15 protein-coding genes are annotated in these 17,616 nt (G+C 57.6%); 14 read left to right on the top strand and 1 reads right to left on the bottom strand.

Features of this window, described 5'->3' with window-relative positions; translation table 11 throughout:
- Positions 1 to 3 precede the first annotated feature (3 nt).
- From icmH to BLU71_RS21345, 14 genes are all read left to right on the top strand, one after another.
- A complete protein-coding gene (gene icmH, locus BLU71_RS21410; RefSeq protein WP_064365130.1) occupies positions 4 to 879 on the top strand; it encodes a type IVB secretion system protein IcmH/DotU in 876 nt (291 codons plus the stop codon).
- Between the two features lie 14 nt (positions 880 to 893).
- Complete coding sequence (tssM, locus tag BLU71_RS21405; RefSeq protein WP_083353834.1) at positions 894 to 4,433, top strand: type VI secretion system membrane subunit TssM; 3,540 nt, start codon at positions 894 to 896, stop codon at positions 4,431 to 4,433.
- The gene (locus BLU71_RS21400; protein ID WP_042608097.1) at positions 4,433 to 5,161 is read left to right on the top strand and encodes a PP2C family protein-serine/threonine phosphatase; all 729 of its coding nucleotides are present in this window, start codon (positions 4,433 to 4,435) and stop codon (positions 5,159 to 5,161) included. The genes tssM and BLU71_RS21400 overlap by 1 nt, the downstream gene beginning before the upstream one ends.
- Positions 5,158 to 6,159 (top strand): serine/threonine-protein kinase, encoded by a 1,002-nt coding sequence (locus BLU71_RS21395; RefSeq protein ID WP_064365128.1) that lies wholly within the window; start codon positions 5,158 to 5,160, stop codon positions 6,157 to 6,159. Before BLU71_RS21400 ends, BLU71_RS21395 begins: the two co-directional genes overlap by 4 nt.
- Positions 6,160 to 6,187: 28 nt before the next feature.
- On the top strand, positions 6,188 to 8,230 hold the full coding sequence (locus BLU71_RS21390) for a type VI secretion system tip protein VgrG (protein WP_083353833.1): 2,043 nt from the start codon (positions 6,188 to 6,190) through the stop codon (positions 8,228 to 8,230).
- Between the two features lie 51 nt (positions 8,231 to 8,281).
- Complete coding sequence (locus tag BLU71_RS21385) at positions 8,282 to 10,930, top strand: pesticin C-terminus-like muramidase (protein ID WP_083353832.1); 2,649 nt, start codon at positions 8,282 to 8,284, stop codon at positions 10,928 to 10,930.
- Positions 10,912 to 11,502: a lysozyme inhibitor LprI family protein gene (locus BLU71_RS21380; protein WP_083353831.1), complete on the top strand. Its 591-nt coding sequence runs from the start codon at positions 10,912 to 10,914 to the stop codon at positions 11,500 to 11,502. Before BLU71_RS21385 ends, BLU71_RS21380 begins: the two co-directional genes overlap by 19 nt.
- A 122-nt stretch (positions 11,503 to 11,624) precedes the next feature.
- Positions 11,625 to 12,992 (top strand): lysozyme inhibitor LprI family protein, encoded by a 1,368-nt coding sequence (locus BLU71_RS21375; protein WP_083354359.1) that lies wholly within the window; start codon positions 11,625 to 11,627, stop codon positions 12,990 to 12,992.
- A 137-nt stretch (positions 12,993 to 13,129) separates the two neighbouring features.
- Positions 13,130 to 13,618 carry a cell division protein gene (locus tag BLU71_RS21370; RefSeq protein WP_083353830.1) on the top strand — a complete coding sequence of 163 codons (489 nt, stop codon included), beginning with the start codon at positions 13,130 to 13,132 and terminating at the stop codon, positions 13,616 to 13,618.
- Complete coding sequence (locus BLU71_RS21365) at positions 13,611 to 14,363, top strand: hypothetical protein (RefSeq protein ID WP_231982429.1); 753 nt, start codon at positions 13,611 to 13,613, stop codon at positions 14,361 to 14,363. The genes BLU71_RS21370 and BLU71_RS21365 overlap by 8 nt, the downstream gene beginning before the upstream one ends.
- A gap of 88 nt (positions 14,364 to 14,451) precedes the next feature.
- The gene (locus BLU71_RS21360; protein WP_173867420.1) at positions 14,452 to 14,907 is read left to right on the top strand and encodes a hypothetical protein; all 456 of its coding nucleotides are present in this window, start codon (positions 14,452 to 14,454) and stop codon (positions 14,905 to 14,907) included.
- Between the two features lie 4 nt (positions 14,908 to 14,911).
- Complete coding sequence (locus BLU71_RS21355; protein ID WP_083353828.1) at positions 14,912 to 15,775, top strand: tetratricopeptide repeat protein; 864 nt, start codon at positions 14,912 to 14,914, stop codon at positions 15,773 to 15,775.
- Positions 15,776 to 15,777: 2 nt separating this feature from the next.
- Positions 15,778 to 16,536, top strand: coding sequence for a lysozyme inhibitor LprI family protein (locus BLU71_RS21350; protein WP_083353827.1), 759 nt, complete (start codon positions 15,778 to 15,780; stop codon positions 16,534 to 16,536).
- A gap of 43 nt (positions 16,537 to 16,579) precedes the next feature.
- On the top strand, positions 16,580 to 17,020 hold the full coding sequence (locus BLU71_RS21345; protein ID WP_173867364.1) for a hypothetical protein: 441 nt from the start codon (positions 16,580 to 16,582) through the stop codon (positions 17,018 to 17,020).
- 58 nt (positions 17,021 to 17,078) lie between these two features.
- Here BLU71_RS21345 and BLU71_RS21340 read toward each other — a convergent pair whose 3' ends face one another.
- Entirely contained in the window at positions 17,079 to 17,441 is a 363-nt protein-coding gene (locus tag BLU71_RS21340) for a DUF6124 family protein (RefSeq protein WP_083353825.1), read from the bottom strand.
- Positions 17,442 to 17,616: the final 175 nt, after the last annotated feature.

Below are 17,616 nucleotides of genomic sequence, written 5' to 3'. Positions count from 1 at the left end.
GACATGATCAAGGAAACGGATTACAACCAGGACGACAAAACCGTCCTGCTCGACCGTCAGGGCCACGGACCGGCATCGAGTCCGCTGACCGACTTCGCTGCGCCGCCGCGTTTCGAGCAACTGGAAGAACGCATGATCTACGCCGCGCGCCTGCGTCCGGCGGAGGCGTTCAATATCAGCCTCAACTCGCTGGTCGCGGCCTCGTCCGACCTGCTTTCGGAAGTGGTGCGCCTCAAGCACAGCGAGACCCGCGAAGATCTGTACGCGCTCAATGAGCGGCTGACCGCCGGGCTCAAGTTGTTCGAAGTACGCGCCCTGCACAACGGCGCTGAGAGCAGCCAGGTGATGGCCGCGCGTTACGTGCTCTGCACCGTGGTTGACGAAGCTGTCGTGACCACCCCGTGGGGCAACGAAAGCGAGTGGTCGCAGATGAGCCTGCTGAGCAGCTTCCACAACGAAACCTTCGGCGGCGAGAAGTTTTTCCAGCTGCTCGATCGGCTGTCGAAAAACCCGGTCAAGCACCTGCCGATGCTCGAACTGATGTACCTGTGCCTGTCCCTCGGTTTCGAGGGCAAGTACCGCGTACAGGCACGCGGCATGCTCGAACTTGAAGGCATCCGCGACGCCTTGTACCGGCAGATCCGTCAGTTGCGTGGCGACGTGCCGCGCGAGTTGTCGCCGCACTGGGAAGGCCTCAACGACCAGCGCCGCAACCTGGTGCGCATCGTGCCGGCGTGGATGGTGGTGCTGTTCACGCTGGTCTGCCTGGTGGTGATGTATTCGGGCTTCGCCTGGGTGCTGGGCGAGCAGCGCGACACTGTTCTGCATCCTTATCAGCCGCTTGATCCAGCCGCGGTGCAACCGCAGGCGCAGCCGTAAAACAGGGACGTGTGATGAAAAAGTTTTTCAAGAAAGTCGGCGCCTTCCTGCGCCAGACCTGGGTCTGGACCTTGTTGCTGGTGCTGTTCGTGGCGCTGCTGGTGTGGTTCGTCGGCCCGTTGTTGGCGGTGGATGATTACAAGTTCTGGGAAAGCGCGACCTCGCGCCTGCTGACCATCAGCGTGCTGTTCCTGATCTGGGGCCTGACCATGGTCTTCGTCAGCTGGCGCGCCGGTATCCGCAAGAAAGCCGAGGAAGAAAGCGAGGACGGCCAGGACCGTATCCGCCGCGAAGAGCTGATCGACGAAGAACAGAAAGAGTTGAAGGCGCGTTTCAAGGACGCGCTGAAAACCCTGAAGACGTCGAGCCTGTATCGCGGTCGCAGCGAGCGCTGGCGCAGTGACTTGCCGTGGTACCTGCTGATCGGCCCGCAGGCCTCGGGCAAGACCAGCCTGCTGGACTTTTCCGGTCTGGAATTCCCGATCAACAAGATCGACCGCAAGCTCACTCGCGACACCCTCGGCACCCGTCATTGCGACTGGTATTTTGCCGACCACGGTGTGCTGATCGACACCGCCGGGCGCTACACGACTCAGCCGGACGCCGAAGTCGACGGCAACGCCTGGACCACGCTGCTGGAGCTGCTGCGCAAGCGTCGTCGTGGCCGTCCGTTGAACGGCGTGCTGGTGACCATTCCGGTGGAAACCCTCACCGGTGGCAGCGAGCAGGACATCGACACGCTGGCCCGCCAGGTGCGCAGCCGTCTGCAGGATGTGCATCAGAAACTGCACGTCGACGTGCCGGTGTATCTGGTCCTGAGCAAGGCTGACAAGCTGCTCGGCTTTGACGAATTCTTCGATCAACTGACCCGCGAAGAAAGCGATCAAGTGCTCGGCACCAGTTTCCGCAAGGATCAGGTCGGCACCGACGTGGCGGTTCTGCGCAACGAGTTCGAAGAGCTGCTGCGCCGCTTGAACAGCCAAGTGATCATGCGCATGCACTCCGAGCGCGATACTCAGCGCCGTGGGCGCATCCTCGACTTCCCGCATCAGTTGGGGCAGATCGGCGAGCGCCTGTGCCTGTTCGTCGACATGGCGTTCACCGGCAACCGCTATCAGCGTGCCACGCAACTGCGCGGTTTCTACCTGACCAGCGCGCCGCACCTGACCCAGGAAATGGATTCGACCACCGCCGGCATCGGCGCCAGCCTCGGCATGAACGCCGGTGTGCTGCCGACCCTGCGCAGTGGCCGTTCGCGGTTCATCCACCACTTGCTCAGCCAGGTGATTTTCCCCGAGGCCGATCTGGCCGGTCTGGACAAGCGCGAGCGCAGCCGCATTCATTGGGGCCAGCGCGCGCTGTACGTCGGTGCACTGGCGGCACTGGCCCTGTTCGGCATGCTCTGGGCCGGTGGTTTCTCGGCCAACTACGAGCGTCTGGAAAACCTGCGCACGCTGGCACAGAACTGGACCCAGCAACGCTCGGCCGTAACGCCGCGCGATGACGCCATGGGCGTGCTGAAAGTCCTCGACACCAGCTACGCCGCGACCCAGGTGTTCCCGAGCAAGGGCGACGTGTCGTACCACGAACGTGGCGGCCTGTATCAGGGCGAAGAGATCAACCCGGTGGTGAAAACCGCCTACGAGCGTGAACTCGAAGCGCAGTTGCTGCCCCGGGTGGCGACCATGCTCGAAGGGCAGATCCGCGCCAACATGAAGGACCGCGATCGCCTGCTCAACAGCCTGCGCGCGTACCTGATGCTGAACATGAAGGATCGTCGCGACGCGGCGTGGCTCAAGGACTGGGTCGCCACTGACTGGTCGCAGCGCTACACCGGCAACACCGCTGTGCAGAACGGTCTGAATACTCACCTTGAGCGTTTGCTCAAGCAGCCGTTCATCTACCCGCTGAACGATCAGTTGGTGACGCAGGCGCGTCAGGTCCTGCGCAGCGAATCGCTGGCCAACGTGGTTTACCGCATGCTCCGCGAGCAGGCGCGCAATCTGCCGGACTACCGCTTCAGCCAGCACCTCGGCCCGCAGGGCTCGCTGTTCATCGGCACCGAATACGTGATCCCGGGTTTCTACACCCAACAGGGTTATCAGCAGTATTTCTCGGTGCAGGGCGCGGCGCTGGTCACCGATATCCTGCGTGACAACTGGGTGCTGGGCGAAGGCGCGGGCATCAGCGACATGGATTTGCGTCGCCTGATGGTCGAGCTTGAGCAGCTGTACTTCCGCGACTACGCCAACTACTGGAGCGAAGCCGTTGGCCAGGTCGCACTGCCACCAATCAGCGACGCTGGCGAAGGCGCCGAGCAACTGGCGGGCCTGACTTCGGCCAACTCGCCGGTACTCGCGCTGCTCACCGAAGTGCGTGAAAACACCCGCTTCGAAGCCGCTGCTGATCCGGTCGATGAAGCCGGCGAAGCCGCCGATGCGCTGGCCGGACAGAAAGGCAAACTGGGCAAGGTCGGCAAGCTCGCCGCGGCTGCTGCCGACAAGGCTTCGGCGCTGAACGTGGCGAAGAACCTGCCGGACACCGCGAAGAAATCCCTGCAACGCCGCTTCGAGCCGCTGCATCGTTTGCTCGACGACAACAACGGCCCGGGCGCTGACCTGACGCCAGCGTTCAGCGCGCTCAACGACCTGCAACTGCAATTGGCCGGTCTGGCCCGTTCCAGCACGCCGGAGCAAGCGGCGTTCGAGATGGCCAAGACGCGCATGAGCGGCCAGCGTGATGCGCTGACCAACCTGCGCAATGCCTCCGGTCGTCTGCCGCGTCCGCTGAGCGTGTGGTTCAACGTGCTGGCCGAAGACTCGTGGCGCCTGGTGCTCAACGATGCCTATCAATACCTGAACGGCCGTTATCAGAACGAGCTGTACAGCGTGTATGGCAAAACCATCAGCAAGCGCTATCCGTTCAGCGCCAGCAGCACCAGCGATGTGGCGATCAGCGATTTCCGCGAGTTCTTCCGCGCTCAAGGTACCGTCGACCGTTTCTTCGACAGCTACATGCGTCCGTTCGTCAGCGGCGATCCGGGCAACTACCGCATGCGCAGTGTCGACGGTCACAGCCTGCCGGTATCGAAGGTCTACCTCGATCAGATGGCGGCGGCGCAGACCATTCGCCAGAGCTTCTTCTCGATCAACCCGGCCGAGCCGACCGTGCAGTTCAAGCTCGAGCCGTACACCCTCGATCCGGCGGTAAGCCGTTCCGAATTCAAGTTCGGCGACAAGACCATGGAATACCGTCACGGCCCGATCCTGCCAATGACCTTCAAGTGGCCGACCGATGCTGAAGACGGTCGCACCAGTCTGGTCATGGACAAGATGGCCGGGCGTCCGATCGGTATCGAGAAGAACTCCGGCCCATGGTCGCTGTTCCGTCTGTTCGACCTGATGCAGACCGAGTACCTGAACGGTCGCGACGTGCTGGTGCTGAAAGCGGACGTGGGCGGCCTGCGCGCCAACTATCTGCTGACCAGCCAGCGCACGCCGAACCCGTTCGACATGGGCGTGCTGCGCACCTTCCGTATGCCGGTGCAGCTCTGATGCTGGTGGCCAGTCCCTGGCGCAGCGCGGCGCGTACCGACCCGGGCAAGGTGCGGGCGCGCAACGAAGATGCCTTCCTCGATTCCCCGCAGCATGGGCTGTGGGTGGTCGCGGACGGCATGGGCGGTCATCAGGGTGGCGACATCGCCAGCCAGTTGATCGTCGCCAGCCTGGCTGAGTTGCCGCAACACGAGGATTTCGACGAACGCCTCAAAGCCATCCGCCAGTGCCTGCACTGGCTGAACCGGCGACTGGGGCAAGAGCTGACCGTCACTGCCGGGCGTCACGACAGCATCATGGGCAGCACCGTCGTCGCGCTGCTGGTGGAAGGCAACCGCGCGGCCTGCATCTGGGCCGGTGATAGCCGTTGCTATATGTGGCGTGGACAGCGTTTGTATCAGCTGTCCAAGGACCATTCGCTGCAACAGCAGTTGATCGACGAGCAGCAAATGAGCGTCGAACAGGCGGCAGCGCACCCGGCGGCTCAGGCCTTGACCCGAGCCGTCGGTGCCGCTGAAACGCTGACCCTGGATGTGCTCGAACTCGAGGTCTATCCGGGCGATGTGTTTTTGCTCTGCAGCGATGGTTTGTATCAGGGCCTGAGCAGCGATGCCCTCGGCAACGCCCTCAGCCTCAGCGCGCCGCACGTGGCGCTGGAACGTTTGTTCGACGGCGCCCTGCGAGGCGCTGCGCGGGATAACCTGACTGCCGTGGTGATCCGCCAATGAGTGAACTCGAATCGCCCATCGATGACTTGCTGATCAGCGAAGAACAGGCCAACAACCTGACCTACTTCGCTTTCGCCAAGGGCAACAAGGCCGAACCGTTGCTGGCGCCGACCAAGGCCAGCATCGGTGCGCTGCCGGATGTACTCGCCGGTCGCTACCACCTCGAGCGTCTGCTCGGGGCCGGTGGCATGGGCGCCGTTTACCGGGCGCGGGATCTGCTGCATGAACAGTTCGGCGATCCCGACCCTTACATTGCGCTGAAAATCCTCAGCGAAGAATTTGCCGAATCGCCGGACGCCAGTGCCTTGCTCTACAGCGAGTTCGCCCTGACCCGGCGCCTGCGCCACGACAACGTCGTGCGTGCGCACACCTTTGAAGTCGACACCGACTGCCAGCGGGCCTTCATCACCATGGAATACATGCGTGGCCTGACCCTGGACAAATTGCTCTGCGAGCGGCCGATGGGCCTGCCGTGGAAGGAACTGCGCGACATCGTCCTGCCGCTGCTCGACACGTTGGCCTACGCCCACCGTCGCGGCGTGCTGCACGGTGACCTGAAACCGAGCAACGTGATGCTCAGCGAAGACGGCCTGCGCCTGTTCGACTTCGGTCTGGGACAGGCAGAGGAGGGCACCTTGCCCGGTCTGCCGCACCTGAGCCGCGAGCGTTTCAACGCCTGGACCCCAGGCTACGCCGCCCCCGAACTGCTTGAGGGCCAACCGTTGTCGGCCAGCGCGGACGTGTACGGCGTGGCCTGCGTGATCTACGAACTGGCGAGCGGCAAACACCCGTTCCGCCGCTTGCCCTCGACCCAGGCTCGCGACGAGCACCTGGAGCGCGAACTGCACGCACCGAAAAACCTAGCGAAACACGGCTGGACAGCGCTGCAGACCGCGCTGAGCTTCAACCCGGCAGAGCGCAACATCACTGCCGCACAATTGCGTGACGCCTTGGGCGCCACTTCGTCCTGGCTGCAACGTCTGCGACTTCGGGCGTAACGGATGACATTCGAACAGGGAGCACACGATGTTCAACTCAGCTAACGAAACCCACTTCAGCCTCAAGGTCGAAGACTACGTCGGCGACCTGCAAGTGCTGTCGTTCACCGGCACCGAAGGCATCAGCCAGGCGTTTCGCTTCGACCTCGAAATGGTCAGCGAAAACCCGGATCTGGATCTCGAGCAACTGCTGCACAAGCAGGCGTTTCTCGCATTCGATCCACAGGGCTCGGGGATTCACGGGCAGATCTACCGCGTCGCCCAGGGCGATGCCGGCAAGCGCCTGACCCGCTACAAAGTGTCGATCGTGCCTCAACTGCAATACCTGCATCACCGCACCAACCAGCGCATCTACCAGCAGATGTCGGCGCCGAAAATCATCGCGCTGATCCTCGAAGAGCACGGCATCAAGAGCAACGCCTACAGCTTCCAGCTCAGCCAGCCCTGCCCGGATCGCGACTACTGCGTGCAGTACGACGAAACCGACCTGCATTTCGTCCAGCGCCTGTGCGAAGAAGAAGGCATTCACTACCACTTCCAGCACAGCGAAAAAGCTCACCTGCTGGTATTCGGTGATGACCAGACCGTGTTCCAGAACCTTGGGCAACCAACCGCCTACGTGCAGGGCAGCGGCATGGTCGCCGACGAGCCGGTGATCAAAGCCTTCAAACTGCGCCTGGAAACCCGCACCACGCGCACCACGCGCCGCGACTACGATTTCGAAAAACCGCGCCTGCAAATGGAAGCGGCGTACAAACCCGATGGCGACAGCACCGAACCGGATCTCGAAGACTACGACTACCCCGGCCGCTTCATCGACCGCGCGCGTGGCAAGTTCCTCAGCCAGCGCGCCCTCGAACGCCACCGCGCCGACTACCGCCAGGCCGAAGGTCGCGGCGACCAGACCAGACTGGTCAGCGGCCACTTCATGGAAATGTCCGACCACCCGCGCAGCGAGTGGAACGACCTGTGGCTGCTCACCGAGATCTTCCACGAAGGCAAACAACCGCAAGTCCTCGAAGAAGGTGTGACCAGCGACACCACCGACGAAAAAGACGACTTCCACCAAGGCTACCGCAACCGCTTCCTTGCCACCCCGTGGGACGTGTTCTACCGCCCGGCCCTCGAACACCCGAAACCGCGCGTGCTCGGCAGCCAGACCGCCATGGTCACCGGCCCCAAAGGCGAAGAAATCCACTGCGACCAATACGGCCGCATCAAAGTCCAGTTCCACTGGGACCGCGAAGGCCTCGCCGACGACAAAACCAGTTGCTGGCTGCGCGTCTCCAGCTCCTGGGCCGGCGACCGCTACGGCGCCATCAGCATCCCGCGCATCGGCATGGAAGTCCTCGTCACCTTCCTCGAAGGCGACCCCGACCAACCGCTGGTGACCGGTTGCCTGTATCACAAGGAAAACCCGGTGCCGTATCCACTACCGGCGAACAAGACCCGCAGCGTGTTCAAAACGCTCAGCTCACCGGGTGGCGGTGGGTACAACGAACTGCGCATTGAAGACAAGAAAGGTGCGGAGCAGATCTACATCCACGCCCAGCGGGACTGGGATGAGAACGTCGAGCACGACCAGAAGATTCGGGTCGGCAATGAACGTCACGACACGGTGGTGAAGAACACCTACACCGAGCTGAAAGCCGAGGAACATCGCACCACGATTTCTGATCGCAAGATTGAAGCGAAGCTGGATGATCACCTCACGGTTGGGCAGAACCAGCATGTGAAGCTTGGGACTGCGCAACTGACCAGCGTGGGGAAAGAGATTCACCTCAAGGCTGGGGACAAGATTGTTATTGAGGCGGGGACGGAGCTGACCATTCTTGGGGGTGGGAGCTTTATCAAGCTCGATGGCGGTGGTGTGACGGTGGTTGGGCCGGTGATCAAGATCAATGCGGGGGGCTCGGCTGGGTCGGGTACTGGCATCGGGATTAAACCGCCGGTGCTGCCGGGTGCGGCGGATAAGGATAAGGCGGGGAGTTTGATGGATCAGGCGTTGGGGAATGCGTCTGAGGAAAAGATCAAACGCAAACCGAAGCGGATGCTCAATTTTTCCGGGTAAGACATCGACGGCAATCCAAGCCACCAGGGATCAGAATTCAGGTAATTGGTAATGACAGAGACAACAAAGAAAGTAGAAAAATGGTCGTATCCCTTGAAAGTAGGGGCAGCCGAAGCGAGCAATCCGCAGCAGTTCTACAAGGCTCTCGCCAAAGCGAAGGATGGTTACTATCCGCTGGGGGCCAATGGCCTTTGGCATGGCGGCGTGCATTTCGATGAAGATTCGGGTCTGGTGCAGGACTCGACAGAAGTCCGATGCATAGCGGACGGTGAAGTGGTTGCCTATCGAATCGATAGCATCTATCCCAAGTCGAATTTCGGTACAACCCAGTCCGACTTTTCCACTGGCTTTGTATTGGTCAAACACCGATTGGAAGTGCCGATGCCGCCAGCGTCGCCGGTACCAGCGGGATCTCCTCCTGCAGCACCCGTTCCCGGCCCGAGTCTTACCTTTTTCAGTCTGTATATGCATTTGTTGCAATGGAAAAGCTATGAAGAAACCCCGGCACTGCCGCGGCCGGCCTTTTGGAGCGGCGGTACGTTGCAGGTCAAGGCAACTGCCAACGATGAACTTCTGGGCTTGCGTGTCCGCCAGGAACCACGAGGAAAGCCCGGGTATGCAACGGTCTTGACAGTTTTGAATCGCGGCACGGTTGTCGAGACAGGCGAAGAGCACAATGGTTGGCTCAAGGTTGTCAGCGTCACGCCAGCCAGTAGCGACCTGCCGCCAGGTACAGGCTGGGTGTTCAAAAGAGAGATGACCGCAGGTCCAACGCCCAATACTTACGTCATTGGTGCCGCTGCCAAAGACCCAATGACTCCGCCTCAGAAAGGTCTTGTTGTACGCGCCTCTGCCAGCCCGTCAGGCGCTGTGAAAGCAATTTTGCCGCACGGTACGCAAGTTAAAATCGGAACCGACGGGACGCGTGGCAAGTACCAGAAACTGCTGGAGATCGTCAGTGGAAATGCTGTTCCGCCGCTGGCAGCGGGAGAGGCGCTTGGATATGTCTGGGAGGGGCTACTTGAGGCCAAGAGTGAGCCAGCCGAAAAGGACGCCGTGCATGTCTTGGCGACTCCATTCCCGATTACCGCGGGCAGTCTGATTGGACATGTAGGGAAGTATCAGAATCACTCCGATTCGGCCCCGAAAAATCTACTGCACGTTGAGATGTTCAGCTGTGAAGACGTGAAAGCCTTTACCGCGCTGAGCAAAGAGAAGGCTGCGGGACTGCCAGCAGCTGAAAAAACGCTAGTGAAAATTCCGAAAGGCAGCGTGGTGGTTACTCACGTTGAGGGAATGGGGCCTGCCAATCCACCTAAAGTGACTGATCCGCAAAAAACAGTTGGCTATGATTTTCTGGTTCCTGTCGGAGTGCTGGAAGCTTTACCCGCGGAAAGAAAAATAAAGGTTCCTGTTGTCATGGGAGGAAGCACTACCTATACGTTGTGGTGGCGCTTGGACGGGTTATTGGGTGATGCCGACGGGAATGAACTCAATGGATGGTTTGCCGAGCCGGATACCAAGTTATCGCGGCATTCACCCTTTGAGTGGGAAGGTTTCAGTTTCATCGAAGAAACTGTCAGTAATGCGGACCACCTCGCTGCATCCCTGCATGCTCAGGAAAATTTGACTGAGGAAGAGCGAGCGACATATTTACCCAATGTTGGAAACGCCAATGATGGTCCCGCTAAGCAGCATCTGTACAAAATGCTCGATAAAAACAGCGACAACAAACTTACACCTGCGGAAATCAAGGAAGCGTTAAGCAAGCCTTGGTTTTCTCAGCCGATATCCCAAATGGTTACGCGTTACGAAAGCGAGTGGCAGTTCAAAAAAGAAAAGTGGGATTCGCTGGACGAACTGATGGGGCATAGTGTCTCGGATCCTCATCAGCAGTGGCTGGAAGAAAAGCTTCGAATTGAACGCCTCAGTTGGTGGGATAAGTTGGTCGGGAAGCATGGCATAACCAGTGATAATAACGTTCAGCATATCCATTTGCTTGGTTTGTTGGGCGGTTTCTTGTCCGGCTGCCCTGAGAAGTGTAAGGCCGAAGTGTATACCCTCGACACAACAGTTGGGCCATATGTAGTATCGAAAAAACTTTTTGAATTTCTGTTGGCAATCGAAGCTTATCGGGAACACCCATATGCATTGTCCGATGCCAACAGTGGAATAACGATAGGTTATGGTTACGATCTGGGGCAGCAAACAGCCGCGAGAGTGGATGCAGAGCTGAAGGACCTGTACACCCCTGAAGAGATAGGAAGATTGAAAGGAGCTCTTGGCAAGAAAGGTCAAGATGCGCGCGATTATGTGCACAACGTCAGCTCGATATCCATCAGTAAGGACAACGCTTTAAAGTTGGCTGTCATCATGAAAAAACGGTATGCCCAACAAGTTGTTGACGTATACCCTAAAGCTATAAATTTGCATCCGGATTGTCAGGGCGTATTACTTTCCCTCGTAGTCAATCGCGGCAATTCCTTATCAGGAAGCACGCCGGCGAAGGCTTTGAAGCGGCTAGAGATGAAACAGATAAAAGAAGATTTCGATAACGATAAACCCGAACTGATTCCTTCCCGGTTACGTAGCATGAAGCGGCTTTGGGAGAATGACCCTAGTACTGCCGGTGTAGCCACGAGACGTGAAAAAGAAGCGGTATTTTTTGAGGAGGCGTTGAAATGCAATTGCTGGAAGTGACGAAGAAAATATTTGCTGTTTTATCGGTCGTATTTCTTTCTACCGGCGTTGCGTCGGCCGAGGTTGATTGTAGCGCCGTCAGTTCAACAAATCCTGACATTATCAGTTGCTCCCAGAAATCGTTTGAAAAAATTGATAAGGTCCTGAATGAGCAATACAAGGCGTTGTCTGCTGAACTCGATTCAACAACTAGGGCGGCGCTTCTTTCTACGCAAAAAAAATGGATAACCCTTAGGGATGAATATTGCAAAAACGACGATGAAGAGGGCGGAGAGTCTCCGATTGAGCAATTGTCGTGTAAGAAACAGTTGACGAGTTTTCGTGTTGCTGAACTTGTTTATCTTCGCACCGGGGTCATAGGAGATGGTTTTTACAAAGCCGTATCGCTGGTTAATGAAAAAGCCACAGCTATGAACTATCCGGAGGCTTTGAAGTTTGTCGGTGGTAACGAGGATTTCGGACCGGCTTGGAAAGGATATGCAGAAGAAAACTGCGCGATAACATCCAGGTTGTTCGGCGAGGCTAAAGATCGGTGCATGGGAAGAATGCGTTTTCAGATTCCGATTTTTTGATTGCTGGTCTCGGTGGTAGTAGTGAAATAGGGCCAGACCACCTTTTAGTAGTATCCGAAAGAGGTGGTCTGCCCCCATGTTCCCACCAAACGCAAAGCCTGAATGACTCAAGGATGAACACAGTGAACCGTTTTGTTTTAACCCTTCTGGCCGTGCTGCTACTGCCAGATTCAGCGGCCTATGCACAGGACGATTGCAGCCATGTCACCTCAAGTCTGGAAATGGTGCCCTGCTCGGAGGCGGCGAAGAAGGCCGCCGATGCGCAGTTGAATGTCAGCTACAAGCAGTTGATGTCGCGGCTTGAGTCTGACTATCGAGCAGATCCGGCATTGGGCGCGGAGTACGCCGCGAAGGTCAAAGAGTCACAACGTGCGTGGTTGAAGTTGCGCGATGCGAACTGCCCTTTGGAGGCATTCGAAATCGAGACGGGGATGCCGGCGCATGTGTTTGCGGTTAACTCGTGTATCGCCAGAATGAGTCGTGAGCGTTCGGAGTATCTGGACAAAATCGTCCCTGTACTTTCATCCGACAAGAACGCTTCGACGGCTCCCACCAGCGACGCTTGCCCCTCGGAGGAGTTCGCGCCTTTCCTGGCAGCGTTTTCCGCCAACAGCGAATCACAACGCCGTCTCACTGCGATGACGGTCAAGTCGCTGGTGTTGAAACCGGTGGCGGGAAAGGAACGTAGTACCTTTGAGCCTTCGACCTCGGGTGTCAGTGGAACAACGTTCACCTATCCGCTGATGGCCGCCATCACACCCGGCAAGACACCTGGAGTCGAGATCGAAGAGGTCGATGACAGTCACGTCAACGTTGTGGATAAACGGGCGGGTAACAGCAATATCAAGATCTTCAACTTCTCTCGTCAGGCATGTTGGGTGCTTGAGGGGGTTGAGGATTGGTCGGTCAGCGAGAAGGATCTTGTCGCAACGGATAACCCGGGAATGAGCCGCGCCGAAAACTTTTGTTATCAGCGTGCAGAAGCGTTGGGTGGGCTGGGGTCTCTTGAGCAATACCGGCTGACTGCGGAGCTGATTGAAGCGTCGCTGGAAAATTTTGTGTGTGCTGCAGAGTCGGGTGATGCACAGGCGAGCCTGTCGGCGGCAAGCCTGAGTCTTTCGCAAATGGCATCTCAGCTGGAAACCCCTAAGGTTGAGGCTTTGTTCAAAGCGGCTTCGAAAATACCAAAGGGTGCGATGGGCTATGCGACGTTTCTTTGTTCGGGAAACTCCACCGACTATAACGGCCCTTGCCTTCATCCCAAGCAGGCAGAGGAGCAGGTTATTCGAGCGATTACCATGGGCTCCACAGACGCGATGAATTATCTGGCTTCTACCTTTGAAGCAGGCGAGTGGGGAACGAAGGATATGTCTCGTGCGTTAGCCTGTTATCAAATGGCGGCTGACAAAGGTGATCAGCTGGGCCTCTTCAACGTGGGGCGGTTGGGATCGTCAGCCACGGCGCCGGTCAAAGCCAGCCACTGCATTTGAATGTCGAGGGCCTGTTTGAGGCGGTTTTGCACAAGTTCTTTCTGAATTCCTCACGCTAAAACGTTTAATGCTTGAGCATCTGACGACCCCGATTTTCCTTTAAACTCCCCACCCCCAAGGAACGCTCAGGACACGGAATGCCAGCCCCTTCTTCCTCGCTTCGCCCTGCGTTGGTGCTTTGGCTATATGCCGCTGCGATCACGCACATCCTCGCCGGTCTTACCCTGACCTGGGCGGGTGACTCCGGCTTGCTCGATGGCTATCTGCAAGTCCTCGAACTGTCGTTCTGGGGTGCTAACGCGGTGCCTGTTGCCGGCCACGAGCAACAAGTCTGGTGGCTCGCGCTGTTTGGCGCGACGTTGCAAAGTTATTCGCTGTACATGTTCGCGCTGGTGCACTTGGGCAATCGCTTGAAAGCTCCGGCCATCTGGGGCTGGTTGATCGCCGGCATCCTGTTATGGGCGCCGCAGGACATGTGGCTCTCGGCGCAACAGCAGGTCTGGTCGCACGTGTGGCTCGATGGTTTTGCTCTGTTGGTGTTGTTGCCGCCGCTGTTTTGGCTCTATCGACATGACTGTCGGAAAGGCAATTGCGCGACCGAATCGAGCGACCAGAGCCGTGGCTGATGTATCACCGTTGAGTTTCATACAGCCTCGGTATCTACGCGGACTGCTCTTTGGTTTTGCCCTCACGCAGGTTAGTCATGCCATTGCCGACAAGACCGTGTTGATCGGTGATGCTCTCGGTCAATCGCAGGCCGCTCAAGGGCCAGTTACCGCTTTGGTGGTTATGACACCCTGCCGGTTTTCGATGACGCTTACGCAAGATCAATGGCTGCAGTTCAATTCGCCTGATCTGGTATTCGTTGCGACAAAACAACTTCCCAACACATTGAACGCGCCGCACTTGTGGCAGGCGCCAAGCTCAAACAGCGCTGAGTGGAATTTCGAAAAGTCAGCGGGTCTGAGCGAGCCATGGTTTGGTGTTATGTGTGAAAGTGCGGGAAGTTTTTCCGCTCTCACTAGTCAGCAGTTGCCGGCCGATGGCGCGATGGAGTTGCAGCTGTTGCGTGAAGCCAACGACCGCAAGTGTCCGGCGACTCTGACAGATCACGGCTGGGGGCCAACGTTGTTGGCGGGGGATCCGCAAACCTACACGTTTGAGTCGCTGAAGGGGGCAAAGTCGTCAGGATTCATCATCGGTTATCACGATGAGAGTCGGCGTCTGTTCAGTCGCATCACCTTCTGCCTTATGCATAACGAACAGGTACTGATTGGGTCCGCGGAGTCGGGCTCATCCGCCCCGTTGGCGATAAGCGTTGAAGGATTTGAAGAAATCAAAACAGCAGTGCGGAGCATCGCCTTCGAGTGAGGATGTTGACGATGCATTGCATAGATGGAGCTACAGCGTGAAAGGATTTTCGGTTCTTCTCGGCAGCTTGATATTGGCTGCCGCGTCCATGGCATTCGCTGCCGATCCAGCGTTCAAGGATTACACCGTCACGCCAGTTTTCACCGGCCCCAACCATAAACTGGTGCCGCAAGAAAACAGCAGCCCAATGATGGATCAGGCACGGGTGCAAGCCCTGAAAGGCAAGGTCAACTTCGCCGGCCATTACATCCTGCACAGGCTTGGCTGTGGCGGCAGCGCCATTTGCGGCGAAGTGCTGAACGGTCAGACCGGTGAAGTGGTTGGCGGTCTGCCGAATGCTTACGACGGCAGCACCTTCGGCATGGTCTACCAGCCCGATAGTCGCATGGTCATCGTCTCCGGCATCACGCTCGACGGCGAAGAAGATGCGCAGGGGAATGCTTTGGAAAGTGGTAACCGGGACCGTTTCTACGAGTTTGTGAACAATGAATTTCGACTGCTGAGCATGATCGATGTGGAATCGTCGCCGATGGATGAGGAGTGAGTGGATGAACCGTCTTCTCGCGGGCAGCCTTAAGCGGATGATGATTGTCATGAGCCTGTCAGCTTCAGCCAATGCCTTGTCTGAAAATATTCAGATCGTGGGGGTTGGCGGGCACTTAGTGACGCTGAAGGACAAGACATGGGGCAGGCCTGCTGCGGAGTCGGCGGTTGCCTCGTTTACCGCCAATGGAAAAACGTTTCCCCTCTATGTACCCGCGGTGGGTACTGAAACGCATGAGGCTTGGTTAAGTCCCGACAAGAAAACATTACTCCTCCTTCAGACTCTGTATGGCGTTGTCATTGGCCAGGAGGGTGAAGAAATCCCGACAGAGGAAACTGGTTGCGGGGTCATTTCGATGGAGACCGGTTGCGTGCTCAGTCAGCCGGCAGCCAGGTTTTGCTACGGCAAGTGGAAGGGCAATCGGTGGACTTCCGGGGAAGAGGATGCGCCTGACCTCGTCATGCAGACGCCGTCGCCAAAGGACTTATTGAAGCAGGTCTCAAATATTGAGATGCCGCAATCTCGCGTGGAAGAACTCGCATTCAATCTTCGCGCTATAAGTCCAGAGTCCTATATGGCTTGTCACCCACCGGCGCGCAATGTTCAAGCTTTCAACGACCTGGCTTTCAACTTGGCCGAGGGCGGTAGAGATGAGCTGGCGCTGAAGTTTTATCGCGGCGTTGAGGCCGTTGGTAAACGCACGGTGCTGATGTTGAACATCGCCGATTCACTCTGGCGCCTCGATCGTAAAGACGAAGCGCAACGCTATTACAGCCAGTACCGCGACGCGATGACCGCCGACGGTAAAGCGCAGAAAATACCTCAACGCGTAGTTGAGCGATCTGCCATTCAGGGAATAAAAAATTGAACATGTTTGCGCGTTTTATCGCGTTGTCCTTTGGGTGTCTGTTTGTCTCCTTCGCGATGGCCGAGGACGACTGCAAAGAAATCACCGTGAGCGCCCAGGTCGATCGGTGTGTGGAGGTGGCCCGCAAGGAAGCCGACACGCTACTCAATGCCAGCTACAAGAAACTGTTGGGACGGTTTGAGGCTCAACAGCGGCGCGACCCTGAGCAGGGTAAGGCGCTGGTCGCCATGGCCAGAGAATCCCAGCGCGCCTGGATCAAGCTACGCGACACCACGTGCCCGCTTGAAGCCACGGAAATCGAGCCAGGAGTGGCAGCGCATGTCACGACGATCAACAACTGCATGGCCAGAATGAGTCTGGAGCGTGCGGCTTATCTGGACACGATCGTCGCTGATGAGCCGGGTAATGTGGTTGATCTCAACAAGGTGTACCTGTCCGGCTCCCAGCGCTTCGGCGATGTCGTGGCACGTTATGTCAGCACCTTTGGCAGCCCATGTCTGACGGTCCAAATACTGGCGCCCAACGGCGGTTGGAGGGTGCTGTCCTCCAAGCGGTTCTGCCGCTTCGAGGGCAAGGCATTTTGGACGGATTATGCCGATGCCGGGTTTGAGGATCATTTGTTTGCCGAGGATGGGTTGCACGTGACGCTCAGTTTGACGGAGCTTCGTGGGCTCGGAGAGAAGCGCCTTGCATGTGTGGTTCCGATTCAGAGTGAGCAAATCAAAGAGCTGAAGTGCGGCGCGCTTGAGCCTGGGGCATAACAGGCCAGAGTAATTTGCTGATACCCCTGAAACCGCTAAAGGAATGTTCGGTTTGAAATTTTCGTCTGCATTGTTTTCCGCGTTGCTCGTTTTCGTTCCTCTGGCGGCTCATAGCGAGGTCACGACCAAGGTTTTTTGCTTCCGCTCCTACGAAGGCAAACCCATAAATTTTGAATTCCGAACCTATTACGACTCTGTCGCCAAGTGGAGCGGTGCTGGCGTCAAATACAGCAAGTCAAAAAAGGCTATTGGGCTGGTTCATCGCAGTACTGAACAAGAAGAACTCGTGTATGGCCGGCCCTACCAGTACACGACAACTTGGGTTGAAGTAGTTAATGGCGCACTGACAGGTGAGTATCAGATGGTCACTCAGGGTGGCCGGGTTGATGCGATGTCGTATACGAATTACAAATCCGCAAAGAAGTATTCGTTTGAAAACGATTACAACGTGGATTCGAAACCTGAAACAGGCTGCCAGTGGTGAAGCAGGGAAAATTCAAAAAGGGGACTTAACGTCCCCTTTTTTTCATTCACCAATCTCGCTACGGCTTGGCCGCCACGCTTCGCACTTCAATCTGGTCGAGCGTCCCTTCCACCATCAATCTCACCCCGTCCGCCATTCTGCTCAATGCCAGTGCAACCGAGCGGCGGGAGCCATCTATGTCGTCCGCAAGATCTGCAGCGATGATGCTGATGGACAGCAGGTCTTCCGAGGCGTTGGCTAGAAGAGCTTCGGCGTCGATGTCCGGGTTCAGGCTGAACAGGCCTTCACGGCGTGGGGCCTGAGGGAGGTCGGATTTGCCGAAGTGGTGATCGAGGGCGCGTTCGGCGGCTTCATGTAGTTTTCTTGAATCGAAGGATTCGTAGGGGGAGGTGTCCTCAGTGTTGGCAGTTGAATTGGTCATCGGTGTAAATCCCTTGGAGTAAGAAGTAATTGCTCCCGAATTCGGACTTGCACATCCGGTCACCGAATACCCGATGACGCAGGAAGCCTATCGGTGATCTTCAAGCTCGACTAGTTCATGGACCGCCCCGCACTTCGCAGGAAATTTCCCATAGATTCGCGGGGCGGAAGATCAA

The sequence above is a fragment of the Pseudomonas moraviensis genome, assembly GCF_900105805.1.
Lineage (GTDB): Bacteria > Pseudomonadota > Gammaproteobacteria > Pseudomonadales > Pseudomonadaceae > Aquipseudomonas > Aquipseudomonas moraviensis_A.
Note: the sequence above shows the minus strand (reverse complement) of the source record. Positions and strands in the feature narration are given on the sequence as shown.

What these genes read in the sequence shown, in the direction of transcription:
- icmH (WP_064365130.1), top strand. Translation starts at nt 4, where the DNA reads ATGATCAAGGAAACGGATTACAACCAGGACGACAAAACCGTCCTGCTC.
- tssM (WP_083353834.1), top strand. Translation starts at nt 894, where the DNA reads ATGAAAAAGTTTTTCAAGAAAGTCGGCGCCTTCCTGCGCCAGACCTGG.
- BLU71_RS21400 (WP_042608097.1), top strand. Translation starts at nt 4,433, where the DNA reads ATGCTGGTGGCCAGTCCCTGGCGCAGCGCGGCGCGTACCGACCCGGGC.
- BLU71_RS21395 (WP_064365128.1), top strand. Translation starts at nt 5,158, where the DNA reads ATGAGTGAACTCGAATCGCCCATCGATGACTTGCTGATCAGCGAAGAA.
- BLU71_RS21390 (WP_083353833.1), top strand. Translation starts at nt 6,188, where the DNA reads ATGTTCAACTCAGCTAACGAAACCCACTTCAGCCTCAAGGTCGAAGAC.
- BLU71_RS21385 (WP_083353832.1), top strand. Translation starts at nt 8,282, where the DNA reads ATGACAGAGACAACAAAGAAAGTAGAAAAATGGTCGTATCCCTTGAAA.
- BLU71_RS21380 (WP_083353831.1), top strand. Translation starts at nt 10,912, where the DNA reads ATGCAATTGCTGGAAGTGACGAAGAAAATATTTGCTGTTTTATCGGTC.
- BLU71_RS21370 (WP_083353830.1), top strand. Translation starts at nt 13,130, where the DNA reads ATGCCAGCCCCTTCTTCCTCGCTTCGCCCTGCGTTGGTGCTTTGGCTA.
- BLU71_RS21360 (WP_173867420.1), top strand. Translation starts at nt 14,452, where the DNA reads ATGGCATTCGCTGCCGATCCAGCGTTCAAGGATTACACCGTCACGCCA.
- BLU71_RS21355 (WP_083353828.1), top strand. Translation starts at nt 14,912, where the DNA reads ATGAACCGTCTTCTCGCGGGCAGCCTTAAGCGGATGATGATTGTCATG.
- BLU71_RS21350 (WP_083353827.1), top strand. Translation starts at nt 15,778, where the DNA reads ATGTTTGCGCGTTTTATCGCGTTGTCCTTTGGGTGTCTGTTTGTCTCC.
- BLU71_RS21345 (WP_173867364.1), top strand. Translation starts at nt 16,580, where the DNA reads ATGTTCGGTTTGAAATTTTCGTCTGCATTGTTTTCCGCGTTGCTCGTT.
- BLU71_RS21340 (WP_083353825.1), bottom strand. Translation starts at nt 17,441, where the DNA reads ATGACCAATTCAACTGCCAACACTGAGGACACCTCCCCCTACGAATCC.